Source organism: Arthrobacter rhombi, assembly GCF_900163545.1.
Lineage (GTDB): Bacteria > Actinomycetota > Actinomycetes > Actinomycetales > Micrococcaceae > Arthrobacter_H > Arthrobacter_H rhombi_A.
In genome coordinates this window covers 56,363-71,162 of the sequence record NZ_FUHW01000014.1, presented here as the reverse complement: position 1 = coordinate 71,162, position 14,800 = coordinate 56,363, and the positions used below count along the sequence as shown (strand labels likewise).

Genomic DNA, 14,800 nt, shown 5'->3' with positions numbered 1-14,800 from the left:
ATTCCCGCTCAGCGGGACCGTTGGACCCGGGCCTCATCCCAGACGGGTTCCTCCGACTCGTAGACCCTGCCGTCGGAGCCGAAGACCAGGAACCTGTCGAAGGACTTGGCGAACCAGCGATCGTGGGTGACCGCCAGGACGGTTCCTTCAAAAGCATTGACCGCCCGTTCCAGGGCTTCGCCGGAGTGCAGGTCAAGGTTGTCAGTCGGTTCGTCGAGGAGGAGCAGGGTCGCTCCCGAGAGTTGCAGCAACAGGATCTGAAAACGGGCCTGCTGACCTCCCGACAACGAATCGAAGGCCTGCTCTGCCTGTGCGGCCAAGCCATAACCGTCCAGGGCGCCCGAGGCTGCCTCGCGAGCCAGGCCCGAACGGTGCTCGTCACCACGGTGCAGGATGTCGAGCAGGGAACGATGGCCCAGATCGGGCCGGATATGCGTTTGGGCGAAGTAGCCCGGCCGGATGCGGGCGCCGAGCTTGACCTTGCCCTCATGGGGGACCTCGGTCAGGGTGATATCCGAGACGGGCAGGTGCTCGCGTTCGGGATCGGTGCCGCCGGCGGCGAGCAGCCGCAAGAAGTGCGATTTGCCCGAACCATTGGAACCGAGCACGCCCACCCGGTCCCCGAACCAGACCTCGGTGGAGAAGGGCTTCATCAACCCGGTCAGCTCCAGTTTCGTGGCCACCACTGCCCGTTTGGCGGTGCGTCCGCCTTTGAGTCGCATCTTGACGTTCTGCTCCATCGGCAGCGCCTCGGGAGGGCCGATCTCCAAGAACTTCGCTAACCGGGTCTGTGCCGCGCTGTACCGGGTGGCCATATCGGAGCGGAACGCCGCCTTGTTCTTGTACATGTTCACCAGCTCCTTGAGCTTGGCGTGCTCCTCGTCCCACCGTTTGCGCAGTTCCTCGAACCGGGCGTTGCGGTCCGCACGAGCCTCGCCGTAGGTGCCGAAGGACCCGCCATGGATCCATGCGGAGGCCCCGTTGACGCCGGGTTCAAGGGTGACGATGCGTTCGGCGGCCTGGTTCAGCAGCTCGCGGTCGTGACTGATGAACAGCACGGCCTTGTCGGAGCTGCGCAGCTTGCCTTCCAGCCAACGCTTACCCGGGACGTCGAGGTAGTTATCCGGTTCGTCGAGCAGCAGCACCTCGTCGTTGCCGGCGAAGAGGGCCTCCAGGACCAGCCGTTTTTGCTCGCCACCGGAGAGCGTGGTCGCCGGGCGGTGGGCGGCGCGTTCGAAGGGCAGGCCGAGGGCCTCCATGCAGACCACGTCCCAGACGGTCTCAATGTCGTATCCGCCCACGTCACCCCAGTCCACGATCGCCTGGGCGTAACGCATCTGCGTCTTCTCCTCGGCCGCGGGGCCGGAGTGGTCCTCGAGCATGGCGTCCTCGGCGGCTGCCAGCTCGGCCGCAGCCTTCGCCAGGGCGGGAGGTGCTGCGGAAACGAGGAGATCGCGCACCGTGGACTCGTCACGGACCTGGCCGACGAACTGGCGCATGATGCCCATCGACCCCGAAAGGCCGACGGTCCCGCCGTCGGCGGTGAGGTCACCGGCGATGATCTTGAACAGCGTGGTTTTCCCGGCACCATTGGGTCCGATCAGGGCTGTCTTGCTGCCGTTGCCGACCTTGAAGGAGACCTCGTTCAGCAGCTGCGTGCCATCGGAGAGAAAATAGTCGATCCCGGCAACATCAATATGACCCATCCGGCCAGTCTAGGGGCGATCAGGTATGGCTTCCCAACCCCGACCTGTGGGGGACAACGCCCGTGTTCGCTATTGGATCCCTGCTCAGGCCAGTTAGGCCAGACTCCGGTGACAGCCCTGCGGAATCACCGTAGATTAAGTCATATGAAACTTACTGGAGCACTCGAAAAAGCATTCAACGACCAAGTGACCCTCGAGCTCGAGGCTTCCATGGTGTACCGCCAGCTGGCCATCGAAATGGACGTCCACGACCTGCCCGGTATCGCCGGCTGGTTCCGGGCCCAGTCCCATGAGGAAGTCGTTCACGCCGAGAAGTTCATTGCCCATATGACGGATCGCGACGCGAGCCCGGCCATCGGCGACATCAAGGCTCCGGGTGTGAAGACCGATACCGTCCTGAAGGCCTTTGAAGCATCGCTGGCCCATGAGGTCAAGGTGTCCGAAGCCATCCGCAGCCTCTACCGTCTGGCCCAGCAGGAGGGGGACATCGACGCGCTGCCGCTGCTGAACTGGTTCGTCGAGGAGCAGCTGGAGGAAGAAGCCACGGTGGGAGAAATTATCGGTCGCGTCCGCCTGATCGGCAAGGACGGCAACGGGTTGCTGCGCCTGGACGCAGAGCTCTCGGCCCGGCCGGGCGCCGGCGACGCGGCTTAACCTCCCAGCTCCCGGCGCATTCTTTCGAGCTCGCGCCGATCCTTCTTCGTTGGACGCCCCGTTCCGCGGTCGCGGACCGGAACCATCAACGATGGCGCCTTCGGGCGCGCAGGGGTGTGGTCGGTGTAACAACTGGCCGCTGCTTGTGCGCCCACGCGCTTGGAAATGAGGGCGCGCACCTCGAGGATCTTCTCGAACCCGGATTCCCGGACCCGGATCATGTCCCCGGGAACAATGACCGCCGCGGCCTTGGCCGGGCGGTCGTTGAGTCTGACGTGGCCGGCCCGGCAGGCCGCCGTCGCCGCGGAGCGGGTCTTGAAGGCGCGCACTCCCCAGAGCCATGCGTCGATGCGTACCGCTTTGTCCAGAATCTTCATGACCCTCGAGCCTAGCCGCCGATGGCGGGAATCTATGGGCCGACGGTGCGTGCCGTTCCGGATCCCAGGCCTAAGGCGGCACAGGCCTGGGCCGCGGTGTCCTCGATCAGGCGTTCGGCATCTGCTTGGAGCTCGGGGAGGGCCGCAGGCCCGGAAGCAATAGAGAAGGCCGCTGTTAGTCCTGCCTCCCGGCAGGTGGCGGCATCGAGTTGAACTGCTCCGGCGATGACGACGACCCGGGTGTCCGGGTTGGCCGTGCGGCGGACGGCATCAACGACCTTGCCGCCGAGGGACTGGGTATCCAGTCGTCCCTCGCCGGTGAGCACCACGTCGGCACCGGCCAGGGCGTTGCGCAGTCCGACGGCGGTGGAGACCAGTTCAGCCCCCGGGACGGTTTCGGCTCCGACGAGGGACACCAAGGCCAGGGGCAGCCCGCCGGCGGCGCCGAAACCTGGTTGTTTGGCCGCGGCTTCGGCGTCGAGCACGGTCGCCAGATGGGCGAGCCCGGCATCCAGGGTGGCAACATCGGAGTCGGTGGCCCCCTTTTGGGGGCCGAAGACGGCTGCGGCTCCCCGCGGACCGCAGAGCGGGTTGTCGACATCCACAGCGATCCTCCAAGAGATGGTGGCAGCCCGTGGATGCAGCGTCTTGACGTCCACGCGGGCGATGGACGACAGCGCGCCGCCCCCGGGGCCGACGGGGCTGCCCTGGGCATCGAGGAACCGGGCACCCAGGGCGGTGAGCATCCCGGTGCCTCCGTCGGTCGTGGCGGAGCCGCCGATACACAGCAGGATCTCGGATACCCCGGCATCGAGCAGGCGGGCAGCGATGAGACCGACCCCGTAGGTGTCTGCGTCCAGGGGCCGTAGGTCGAGATCTGCGACCTGGGGCAACCCGTTGGCTTCGGCAGCCTCGATGATTCCCGTGCTGCCGTCCGCGGAGAGCCCGTACCGTGCCGTGCAGGGCCGGCGTAGGGCATCAGTGGTTTCTGCGGTCAACGGTTCCGTGCCCCAGGTGGCGAGCAGTGCGTCCAGGGTGCCTTCCCCGCCGTCGGCCATAGGCAGTTCGATGATGGTGGCCGCGGGGCCGGCGACGGCGCGTGCCCCGCGGGCCAGCGCCGCGGCAGCCTGTGCGGCGGAAGCACTGCCCTTGAACGAATCGGGGGCGACGACGATGACGGGAGAGGGGGTGGGGCTCATGGCTCCACTCTAGGGGAGTTCGGTTCGAAGGAATATGGATTAAGTGTCCACTATTTGAACGGTTGCTTCGAAGGAAGCTGTGCAGGATGCACTGTTGAGTGGTTTTCTCGGAAGGATGAGGGATCAGTGGGAGGGGGCCTGCTCCGCGCGCTGCTCGGGCGGGTGGCGGGCCGCGATGATGGACAGTTGCAATGAAGCTGCCTGGGCCGGGATCCGCGGATCGAGTCCCGTTAGTTCGGCGATGCGTTCCAGGCGTTGCAAGGTCGTGTTCCGGTGCAGGAAGAGCTCTCGGGCCGTGGCCGAAACCGAGGCGCCGCAGTCCAGGAAAGCCAGTACCGTCTGGCGGTGACCGGCGCTCAGGGAGTCCACCCGGTGGGCCCAGGAAATCCTGGTTGCCGCGGGTAGGCAGGAGGCGCTGAGCTCGGGGGCCAGCTCATCGAGTTTGAGAATCCCGGAAGCCGGTGCCTCGGGGAGGAGCTCGGGGGCGCTGGCCAGTGCGCCCAGGGCCTGGGCCGCCCCGGACAGATCGTCGCCACCGGCGCAGGAGCCACCATCAAGGACGATGGTCCCCGCCGGGGGGATCTGCGCGGCCCGGGAGTCGGGTCGGGTGGACCGGACCCCGGTCAGCACCCACAGTGCTCCGCCGAAGCGGGCCCGCCGCTGGGGTCCGGGCAAACGTGCCTGCTCCACCTCGGGTTCCAGGGTACCGGCGGTTTGATGGTCCAGGACGGCGTAGAGCCTCCACGGGGCCGCCATCTCGGGCAGCCCGGAGGCCAACGCCTGCGTGATGGCCGAACCATCCACTTCCCCGGATACCAGTCCGGAGAGCAACTCGCGGTCGGCGGCTTCCCGACGGGCCGAATCGTCGAGTTCTCGTTCGCGTTCCAAGAGCAGGACCGTGGTCAGGACCAGCACCTGGGCCACCGGTGAAACCCGCTCAGGGGGCCCGGTGATCCCCAGTACCCCGACGATCTTCCCGTCGAGCCGTAAGGGCAGGTTCACTCCCGGACGTTCCGCGGGCGATCCGCCGTCGTGCACGATCCCCGGCTCGCCTCCGGCGACGGCCCGTGCGACCGTATGGGTCGAACCGACACGATCGGGATCCGTGGAAGCAATGATCCGTCCCGCCGGATCCATCATGTTGATGTTGAACTCCAGCGTCGGGGCGACCTGGTCGATGACGCGTTGAGCCAGTTCGTGGCTGAGGGGCTGGGTCATGCCGTCAGTTTAGGGGGTGGACGTCAGCAGGAGGGTCTCGATGGACTGTCCGAGGATGTCCACGGCCTCGGGGGAGAGTGCGTCTCCGGTGATCAGTACATCGGCTGCACCGAGTTCGGCGATCTGGCAGAGACCGGTGATGCCCCATTTGCTGTGGTCGGCGACGACGACGAGTTCTGCCGCTGCGGCCATGAACGCCCGGTTGGCTTGGGCTTCGAGCATATTAGGGGTGGTAAAGCCGTCTTCGGCGGTCATGCCGTGGATTCCCATGAAGCAGATGTCAACATGCAGTTGGGCCAGGGCTGTAGTGGCCAGGGGGCCCACCAGGGCATCCGAGGGGGTGCGGGTGCCACCGATGAGGATCACCGATTGTGAGGCGTTCTCGGCACTGTAGAAGATCTCGGCGATGCGAGGGGAATTGGTGACCACCGTCAGATCGGCAATGCCCGTGCACTGACCGGCCAGGGCATAGGTCGTGGTTCCGGAGTTCAGTGCGACGGACATGCCCGGCTCGATCAGTTCCGCCGCACGCAGAGCCAAGGCCTCCTTCTCGGGTGCCGCGAGGCCGAGTTTGCGGATGAAGCCAGGCTCGACGCTGGTGGCCGACTGTTCACGGGTTGCCCCGCCATGGACCTTGACCAGTTCCCCGGCCGATGCCAGCGCATTCAGGTCTCGCCTGACGGTCATCTCCGAGATCCCCAACTCGTGGGAGAGTTCGGTAACCCGCACCTGTCCGTATTTGTTCAACTCGTCCAAGATGTGCCGACGACGTTGCGGCGGGAGCATTTCTGCCATGATCGGGCACCTTTTCTGGGATGGGCGGGTGGTCAAAGGAGGGGCACGCCGTGTGACATGCTCCGCCCAGCATAGTCGAGGTTCGAAATTGTGCGAATGAATTGGCGAAAGCAAAACCCCGAGGAGACGCGGCGTAGGGCCATTCACAATTCGTTGACAGTCACCCCTTGTGCTCGAAAGTGACCCGTGCCATAGTAACGGAAAGTCTGATTGCGTTGCTTTATGATCGACTTTGAGCGTTTCTTCAAGAATTCTCCGTCGCTTGGCACCTGAAAACGGGTCTGCGGCACAACCCAAGGAGTCACCGTGGCACATTCCAACCCTCGGAAGAGCGGATATTCGTTCGCACCCAGCCCGTCCTCGCTCGGAGCGGGCCTCAGCGTCCCGGTGGGCCGCCGATCGGTTCTCGGTGGTGCCGTGGGCCTCTCGGCCATGGCCGCCTTGACGGCCTGCGGAGGAGGCGGGGGCGGCTCTGACGTCAAGGAGGGCACCGGCGCCATCTCCTTCGGTTCCAACCAGTCCGACGCCGTGCCGAAGGCCGCCTATCAGAAGATGATCGACACCTTCAAGAAGGACTCGGGCTCCAAGGTCAGCATCAACACCGTGGACCACAACACCTACCAGGAGCAGATCAACTCCTACCTGCAGGGCGAACCCGATGACGTGTTCAGCTGGTTTGCCGGATACCGCATGCGTTTCTTCGCCGACCAGGGGCTGGCCGGGGACATCAGCTCGGTCTGGGACAGCATCGGTGACGATTTCAGTGAGGCCTTCAAGGCCTCCGCGACCGCAACGGACGGAAAACAGTACTTCGTTCCAGTTTCCTACTACCCGTGGGCGGTCTTCTACCGCAAATCGGTTTTCGCGGATAAGGGCTACGAGATCCCGACCACCATTGACGAGTACATGACGTTGAGTCAGGAGATGCAGAAGGACGGGCTAACCCCCATCGGTCTGGGCGATAAGGACGGCTGGCCGGCCATGGGCACCTTCGACATCCTGAACATGCGCATCAACGGGTACGACTTCCACACCAGCCTCCTGGCCGGCGAGGAGTCGTGGGAATCGGACGAGGTCAAAGAGGTCTTCAACGCCTGGACCAAGCAGATGCCCTACCACCAGAAGGGCGGCTTGGGCAGGGATTGGCAGGAAATGGCCCAGGGGCTGCTGCAGAAGAAGACCGGCATGGCGGTATTCGGGATGTCCATCTCCCAACAGTTCCAGGGAGCCGAAGGCGGCGACGCCCTCGAGGACCTGGATTTCTTCAAGTTCCCGAAGATGAACGACGAACACGGCACGGATTCCATCGATGCCCCGACCGATGGGTTCATGATGAGCGCCAAGACGGAAAACGGTGGAACGGCCATGAAACTGCTGGAGTTCCTGGGGAGTGCCGAAGCCGAGCAGATCAACACCGAAGCAGATAGGTCGATCGTGGGCCCGGCCAACGATATCGATACCTCCAACTACACGGCACTGCAGAAGAAGGCCGTGGAGCTGGTCGGGGAAGCCAAGCACACCGCCCAGTTCCTGGACCGCGACACCCGCCCGGACTTCGCCTCCACCGTGATGATTCCCTCACTTCAGGCCTTCATCAAGAACCCGAAGGACATCAACAACATCCTGAAGGACATCGAGGCACAGAAGAAGGCCATCTTCACCGCCTGATTCCGGTGCAGGAGAGGAACACCATGACAACGACGACGCAGCACGCGCCCCCAACCAAACCCCGTAAGGTCCGCCGCTACAGCACCACCGACCGGGTGGTACTCACCCTGATGCTCGGTGCCCCGGCGCTCGTGGTGCTGGCCTTCATCTGGGGGCCGGCGCTGGGATCGGTGTTCCTCTCCTTCACCCGGTGGAACGGGGTGACACCCATGGAACCCGTCGGGTTCCAGAACTATCATCAAGCGGCCACCATCTACCCTCCGTTCTGGCCGGCGCTGCAACACAACGTGATCTGGCTGCTGGTCCTGGGACTCGTGGCCACACCGTTGGGCCTGTTCTTGGCCGTGCTACTGGATAAGAACATCAAGGGCACCCGCGTGTACCAGAGCATCTTCTACATGCCGGTGGTGCTCTCCCTGGCCCTGGTCGGCTTCATCTGGACGCTGCTCTACTCGCAGGATCAGGGACTGATCAACCAGCTCACCGGGGCCAACGTGAACTGGCTGGGCAACTCGGATATCAACCTGTGGGCCGTCCTTGTGGCGGCCAGCTGGCGACACGTCGGCTACATCATGATCCTCTACCTAGCCGGCCTGAAGGGGGTCGACGAATCGATCAAGGAAGCGGCGGCCATCGATGGCGCCAACCAGCGCCAGACGTTCTTCCGCGTCGTGTTCCCGACACTGAAACCCATCAACGTGATCGTGCTGGTGGTGACGGTGATCGAGGGGCTGCGCGCCTTCGACATCGTCTACATCATCAATAAGGGAACCAACGGACTTGAACTGCTGTCGGTGCTGATCACCAACAACATCATCGGCGAAGCCAGCCGGATCGGCTTCGGATCGGCGATCGCCGTCATCCTGCTGGTGATCTCGCTGGTCTTCATCATCACCTACCTGGTTCAGACCTTCACGAAGGAGGGGGCCAAATGAGCGCCGCCACCACAACCCCCGACGGACCGCAGCCGGATCGCATCGTCGCCCACGAGGCGGCAGTGGACACGATGGATACACCCGACCGGGGCCGCCGTGGAGCCGACCACGGCAATAACGCTTCGGGCCCGGCCCCTCATCCGGGCCGGAAGAACAAGGCGCCGCTCCGCCCGGGGCGGGTCATCCTGCACACCGGCCTCATCATCTGGGCGGTGTTGTGGCTGGCCCCGCTCGCGTGGGCCGTCTACACCTCCCTGCGCCCCTACGCGGAAACGGCTGAAAAGGGGTATGTGTCCCTGCCGGACACCCTGAACTTTGATAACTACACCACTGCCTGGACCCAGGCCGATCTGCCCCACTATTTCCTGAACTCGCTGTACATCGCCGTCCCGGCGGTCATCATCGTGCTGTTCATGTCCTCGATGGCGGCTTTTGTGCTGGCCCGCTTCAGCTTCAAACTCAACCTGTTCATGCTGATGTTCTTCACCGCGGCGAACCTGCTGCCCCAGCAGGTCATCATCACCCCGCTCTACCGCATGTTCCTGAGCCTGGACATCTACAACACCCAGTTCGGCGTCGTCCTGATCAACGTGGCTTTCCAGATGGGCTTCTGTGTTTTCGTGCTCAGCAACTTCATGAAGGCACTGCCCGACGAACTGGGAGAAGCCGCGCAGGTCGACGGTGCCGGGGTCTGGCGGCAGTTCTACCAGATCGTCCTGCCTCTGACCCGCCCCGCGCTCGCGGCCCTGGCAACGCTTGAATTCGCGTGGATCTACAACGACTTCTTCTGGGCGCTGGTCCTGCTGCGTGATGGTGACGCCATGCCGGTGACCAGTGCGTTGAACAACCTCAAGGGAGCGTTCTTCACCGATAACAATCTCGTGGCCGCCGGTGCGGTCATGATCGCCCTGCCCACAGTGATCTTGTTCATGATCCTGCAGAAGCACTTCGTCGCCGGGTTGACCCTCGGCAGCAATAAGTAGGAGAAGCACCGTGACCCAGCAGCAGTCCCTGCCGTACCACCTCGACCCCTCACCCGGCGCCGGCACGTTGCCCGCACGCGCCCACCTTTCCTCGGACCGGCCGGAAGCAACCCTGAACGGGGACTGGGGTTTCAGATATTCCGCGTCCGTGGCTGCCGCCCACCAGGACCCTGCCGCGCAGGACTCCCGGTTCCCCCATACGGTGGCCGTTCCCGGACACTGGGTCCTTGATGCGGCCAACGGGTCCCTGATCACCGGAAGAATCAACCGCTTCGGCAGCCCCTGGTACACCAACGTCGACTACCCGTTTCCGCTGGATCCGCCCTATGTCCCCGACGAAAACGGCACGGGAGACTATCTGCGCGAATTCACGCTGGAGGACCTGGGTTTCAGCGCAGCAGTCCTGGCCGGCCTGGGCCGGGTGATCCTGCGTTTCGAAGGCGTGGAATCGACGTTCAAGGCCTGGCTCAACGGCACAGAACTCGGCCACGCCTCGGGTAGCCGACTCAGCCACGAATTCGATGTCACGGACCACCTGCACCACGGGATCGGGAGCAACCGGCTCGTCGTCCGGGTGCATGCCTTTGCTGCCGCCAGTTATCTGGAAGACCAAGACCAATGGTGGCTGCCGGGCATCTTCCGCGACGTCACACTGATCGGCGAACCTGCCGCAGGCATCCAGGATGTGCGTATCGTCGCCGATTACCACGACGGTGCCGGCCACCTCGCCCTCGAAGCCGAGGCCCCGGCCAGGGCCTACCCGCTGCGGCTCTCGATCCCGGAACTGGGGATCGAACACCGGATCGAAGCACCGACCGGTGGAACCGCTACAGCAAAAATCGACGTGGCCGTCGGACCGGTCCTGGGCTGGAGCGCCGAAACGCCGCGGCTCTACGCGGCCACGCTGGCCTCCAGCGAAGAAACGGTATCGCTACGACTGGGATTCCGTCGGGTCGACATCTCCGACGGAGTGCTGCGCGTCAACGGTGCACCCATCCGTTTCCGCGGGGTCAACCGGCATGAATTCCACCCGAGGGTTGGACGCGCCATTACCGCCGAATTCACCCGCAGCGAGCTGGAAACCATGAAGCGGCACAACATCAACGCCATCCGCACCAGCCACTACCCGCCGAACCACCATCTGCTCGACCTCGCCGACGAACTCGGGTTCTGGCTCATCGACGAATGCGACCTGGAGACCCACGGCTTCGTCGCCACCGGCTGGGAAGCAAACCCTTCGGATGACCCGATCTGGCTTCCTGCCTACCTGGACCGGATCGAGCGAACCTGGCGCCGCGACGCGAACCACTCCTCAGTGGTGATGTTCTCGCTGGGCAACGAATCAGGTACCGGCGCCAACCTGGCCGCCATGGCCGACTGGCTGCGCAGCCATGACCCCATGCGTCCCATCCACTACGAGGGCGACCACGAGGCCCGCTACACCGACGTCTACTCGCGGATGTATGCCACCCCGACCGAATCGGATTCGCTTCTGGCACGGAACCCCGTCCCCTGGGTGAGCGCCGAAGGTTCTGACAGGATTTCAGCCCAGCCCTACATCTTGTGCGAGTACGTCCACGCCATGGGCAACGGCCCCGGCGGGATGAGCGATTACGAGGCCCTCTTCGACACCCACCCACGGGCGGCAGGTGGTTTCGTCTGGGAATATAAAGACCACGGGATCCTCGCCTCCACCCCGGATGGCCGGCAGGTGTACGCCTACGGTGGTGACTTCGCCGAGCCGATCCACGATTCCAACTTCGTCTTGGACGGACTCGTTTTCGCCGACGGCACCCCGAGCCCGGGACTCATCGAATATGCCAAGGTCATCGAACCCTTCAGGGTCACCATCGGGGAAGATCTCCGAATCCAGAACCGTCAGGACTTCGAAGACACCACCGGGTACACCTTCCACTGGCGGATCGATGGTGCCGACAGGGGACCCGAAGCGGCGGGGGAGCCCCTGGCCGCCGGCATCCTTGAGGTGCCGACCACTGCGCCCCGGTCCACCAGCACTCTTGCCCTCCCGGCGGCGGCGAATAAGCACCCCGGTGCCCTGCTGAGCGTTTCCGTACACCTGGCAGAGCCGACCTGGTGGGCCCCTGCCGGCCACGAGGTGGCCTGGGGACAGGGTTTGACCACTGGTCGTCCGGGCCCCGCAGAGGATCCAGAGCTCGCCAAGCACCCCGGAGGCACTGCTGCGCAGCCCTGGGAGCTGGCCGCCTTCGACGAGGCCGGATTATTGCGCTCCCTCGCGGAGCTGGAGCTGGCCGGTCCCGAACTGTTGGCCTTTAGAGCCCCCACCGATAACGACGATGGGACCATCGAACCCAGCCGCGGGATGCGCCCCGGGGGTCCGGATACCGTCGGGACCAATGCACAGGCCCCCGAGGATTTCGATTGGGATGCCTATGCGGGGCTGGCCCCCGAACCCGTGAGAGCCATCGCCGAAAAGTGGCGTGCCGCGGGGCTGCACCGGCTGCAACGCCGGACCGTGTCGACGCGGGCAACGGCCGGGGAACTGGCCAGTGCCCACCGCTATGGTGCCCCGGCCCGGCCCGAAGGCTTCGGCGTGGACCTGAACTTCAGCGCCACCGGCACGTCCCTGCGCCTGCGGGCACGGATGGAAGCCTTGCAGGAGTACGGATTCCCTCTGGCCCAACTGGGGCTTGGCTTCACGCTGCCAGCCGCGGTATTGACTGACGCCTCCACCGCCCGATTCACCGGGGCGGGGCCGGGTGAAAGCTATGCGGACTCCCGTGCGGCCCAACGTTTCGGCACCCACCCGCTGCCGGTCGGAGCATTGCGCACCGACTATCCGCGCCCCCAAGCCAACGGCCGCCGCGGTGATCTGCGGTCCCTCGACCTTGAACTGGTGGACGGCAGGACCCTTCGGCTGACCATCCTCGACGGGCCGCCGGATACCGGATTTACGCTCAGCCCGTGGAGCCAGCAGGAACTGGCCGCCGCCAGCCACCCCACCGAGCTGCCCGAATCCACCCACTGGCATCTGGGAATCGACGCCGGACAGCATGGCCTGGGCAGCCGTTCCTGCGGTATCGACGTCGCCGAACCGGAGGCCTTCACCGCACGCCGTGCCGAGCTGCTCCTCGAGCTGGCCGTCCTCCCGGGCGGGGATGGAACGGCATGAGTCTCCATTCGCTGAGCGGGCACGGCGTGGCCCTGATCCTGCAGACCGCCGGCGATCCCGCCGTCGTGCACTTCGGCGCCGATCCGGGGGACCCGCCTGAGCAGGAATCCACCGGCCCGGTGCTGCATTCGAATTATGACCACCCGCTCACGTTGCCGCTATGGCCTCAAGCCAGTGCCGGCTGGGCCGGGACCCCGTTCCTCGAGGGCGGACGGGGTGGCCGGGACACCTCAGTGAGCTTCGCCAACCCCCGGGTCACCACCGGGGAAAGCCAGCTCACCCTCTCAACCACGGATGCCCAGACCGGGCTGAAACTAGCCACCGATCTCGAACTGCTGCCCGGCGGTCTGCTGCGCCTGCGCCATACCCTGACCAATATCGGGGAGGACGGCTATGAAGTCAGGGCGTTGAACGCCATGCTTCCCGTCGGGCAACAGGCCACCGAACTCTTGGACACCGCAGGACGCTGGTCCCGTGAACGCTCCGAACAGCGACTGCCCTTCGGCATCGGAACCCATGCCCGGACCGGTCGTCGAGGGCGTACCGGGCATGACGCACCCCTGCTGCTCGCCGCTGGCACCCCGGGCTTCGCCAACCGCAGGGGCGAACTCTGGGCCGCGCATTTGGGGTGGAGCGGAAATAGCACGGTCTTCGCTGAACGCAGCACCAATCCAAGCCACCTCCTCGGTGCCGGCGAACTACCGGGAACCGGTGAAATCGTCCTCGAAACCGGGCAGAGTCATATCAGTCCGTGGGTGTACTTCGCCTATTCGGATACCGGGCTTGACGGGGTGTCCGCCCGTTTCCACACCTATTTGCGCTCACGCGCCAACCATCCGCGCCGGACACGGCCCGTGGTGCTGAACACCTGGGAAGCCGTCTACTTCCAGCACGACCTCAGCGAGCTGATCTCGCTGGCCGAAGCCGCCGCCGAGGCCGGCGTGGAACGATTCGTGCTCGACGACGGATGGTTTGGTTCCCGCCGCGATGACACCTCAGGTCTGGGGGACTGGCAGGTCTCACCCCAGGTCTGGCCCGAGGGCCTGACCCCCCTGATCAGCCAGGTCAACGCGTTGGGCATGGAATTCGGCCTCTGGGTGGAACCCGAAATGGCCAACCCCGATTCCGAACTGGCCACCGGCCACCCCGACTGGCTCTGCCGGGCCCGCGGCGACCAGCTCGCCCCGACCTGGCGGAACCAATACGTCGTGGACCTCACCATCCCTGCGGCCTACGCCCACATCTTCACCGCCCTGGACACGGTGCTGACCGATGCGGAACGGGCCGGAACGCCGATCGCGTTCCTGAAATGGGACCAGAACCGTGACCAGACCGATATGGCCTCGGCCGGAAGACCCTCACAACATCGGCAGACCCTGGCCGCCTACACCCTGATGGATGAACTGAAGGCCGCACATTCAGGATTGGAAATCGAAGCCTGCTCCTCGGGGGGAGCCCGGGTCGATCTGGGGGTGCTCGAACACGCCGACAGGGTGTGGGCCTCGGATTCCAACGACGCCCTGGAACGCCAACATATTCAGGAACTGACCCAACGGCTCCTGCCTCCCGAGCTGGTGGGACAACATATCGGCCCGGCCACAGCCCACACCTCGGGACGCACCCACGCACTGGCCTTCCGCGGGATCACCGCCCTCTTCGGGCACTTCGGGCTGGAATGGGATATCCGTGAAGCCCAGGGGGCCGACCGGCAGACCCTGCACCAGCTGGTCGGGCTCTACCGGAAGCACCGGCGGCTGCTGCATTCCGGGGTTTCGGTCCGGGCCGATCTCGGCGATGACGCGTTCAGCCTGTACGGCACCGTAGCCGCCGACGGGTCCGAGGCGCTCTATGCCTTTGCCTTGCTGCGTTCCTCCGTCGGGGTCGGCCCCGGCGTCATGGCCCTGCCGGGTCTGCGGCCGGAGAAGACATACCGGGTCTCGGCCATCGTGCCGGGTAACGAACCGGGAACCTTCATTCACCGGGAACCGCCGGCCTGGCTCAACAACGGCTTCGTCGCCACCGGCAACTACTTATCAACCGTTGGATTGGCCTTACCTGCCCTGAATCCCGAGCGGGCCATCCTGCTCCACGCCGAAGCACTGGAGGCTTTGTGA

11 protein-coding genes are annotated in these 14,800 nt (G+C 65.0%); 6 read left to right on the top strand and 5 right to left on the bottom strand.

The features are described 5' to 3' along the window. Window positions 1–8: 8 nt before the first annotated feature. Complete coding sequence (locus FM101_RS03065; protein WP_086995278.1) at window positions 9–1,706, bottom strand: ABC-F family ATP-binding cassette domain-containing protein; 1,698 nt, start codon at window positions 1,704–1,706, stop codon at window positions 9–11. 144 nt (window positions 1,707–1,850) lie between these two features. On the opposite strand from FM101_RS03065, the gene FM101_RS03060 reads away from it, so the two are divergent. Beyond that, entirely contained in the window at window positions 1,851–2,360 is a 510-nt protein-coding gene (locus FM101_RS03060; protein ID WP_086995275.1) for a ferritin, read from the top strand. On the opposite strand, the gene FM101_RS03055 is transcribed toward FM101_RS03060, so the two are convergent. The 4 genes from FM101_RS03055 to FM101_RS03040 form a co-directional block, all read right to left on the bottom strand. Beyond that, entirely contained in the window at window positions 2,357–2,737 is a 381-nt protein-coding gene (locus FM101_RS03055) for an RNA-binding S4 domain-containing protein (protein WP_086995272.1), read from the bottom strand. The two genes, FM101_RS03060 and FM101_RS03055, sit on opposite strands and share 4 nt — an antisense overlap. A 32-nt stretch (window positions 2,738–2,769) precedes the next feature. Then, a complete protein-coding gene (locus FM101_RS03050; protein WP_086995269.1) occupies window positions 2,770–3,936 on the bottom strand; it encodes a glycerate kinase in 1,167 nt (388 codons plus the stop codon). Between the two features lie 123 nt (window positions 3,937–4,059). Further along, window positions 4,060–5,154 (bottom strand): CdaR family transcriptional regulator, encoded by a 1,095-nt coding sequence (locus FM101_RS03045; protein ID WP_086995266.1) that lies wholly within the window; start codon window positions 5,152–5,154, stop codon window positions 4,060–4,062. 9 nt (window positions 5,155–5,163) lie between these two features. Next, window positions 5,164–5,949: a DeoR/GlpR family DNA-binding transcription regulator gene (locus tag FM101_RS03040; RefSeq protein WP_086995263.1), complete on the bottom strand. Its 786-nt coding sequence runs from the start codon at window positions 5,947–5,949 to the stop codon at window positions 5,164–5,166. Between the two features lie 306 nt (window positions 5,950–6,255). Between FM101_RS03040 and FM101_RS03035 the strand changes: the two genes are divergently transcribed. From FM101_RS03035 to FM101_RS03015, 5 genes are read left to right on the top strand one after another with little or no spacing between them, the layout of a single operon-like run. After that, a complete protein-coding gene (locus FM101_RS03035; protein ID WP_241895452.1) occupies window positions 6,256–7,617 on the top strand; it encodes an ABC transporter substrate-binding protein in 1,362 nt (453 codons plus the stop codon). A gap of 23 nt (window positions 7,618–7,640) precedes the next feature. Further along, complete coding sequence (locus FM101_RS03030; protein ID WP_086995260.1) at window positions 7,641–8,552, top strand: carbohydrate ABC transporter permease; 912 nt, start codon at window positions 7,641–7,643, stop codon at window positions 8,550–8,552. Then, window positions 8,549–9,535 (top strand): carbohydrate ABC transporter permease, encoded by a 987-nt coding sequence (locus FM101_RS03025; RefSeq protein ID WP_198962449.1) that lies wholly within the window; start codon window positions 8,549–8,551, stop codon window positions 9,533–9,535. The genes FM101_RS03030 and FM101_RS03025 overlap by 4 nt, the downstream gene beginning before the upstream one ends. A gap of 10 nt (window positions 9,536–9,545) precedes the next feature. Further along, window positions 9,546–12,686, top strand: a complete 3,141-nt coding sequence (locus FM101_RS03020) for a glycoside hydrolase family 2 TIM barrel-domain containing protein (RefSeq protein WP_086995257.1) — start codon at window positions 9,546–9,548, stop codon at window positions 12,684–12,686. After that, on the top strand, window positions 12,683–14,800 hold the full coding sequence (locus FM101_RS03015) for an alpha-galactosidase (protein ID WP_086995254.1): 2,118 nt from the start codon (window positions 12,683–12,685) through the stop codon (window positions 14,798–14,800). Before FM101_RS03020 ends, FM101_RS03015 begins: the two co-directional genes overlap by 4 nt.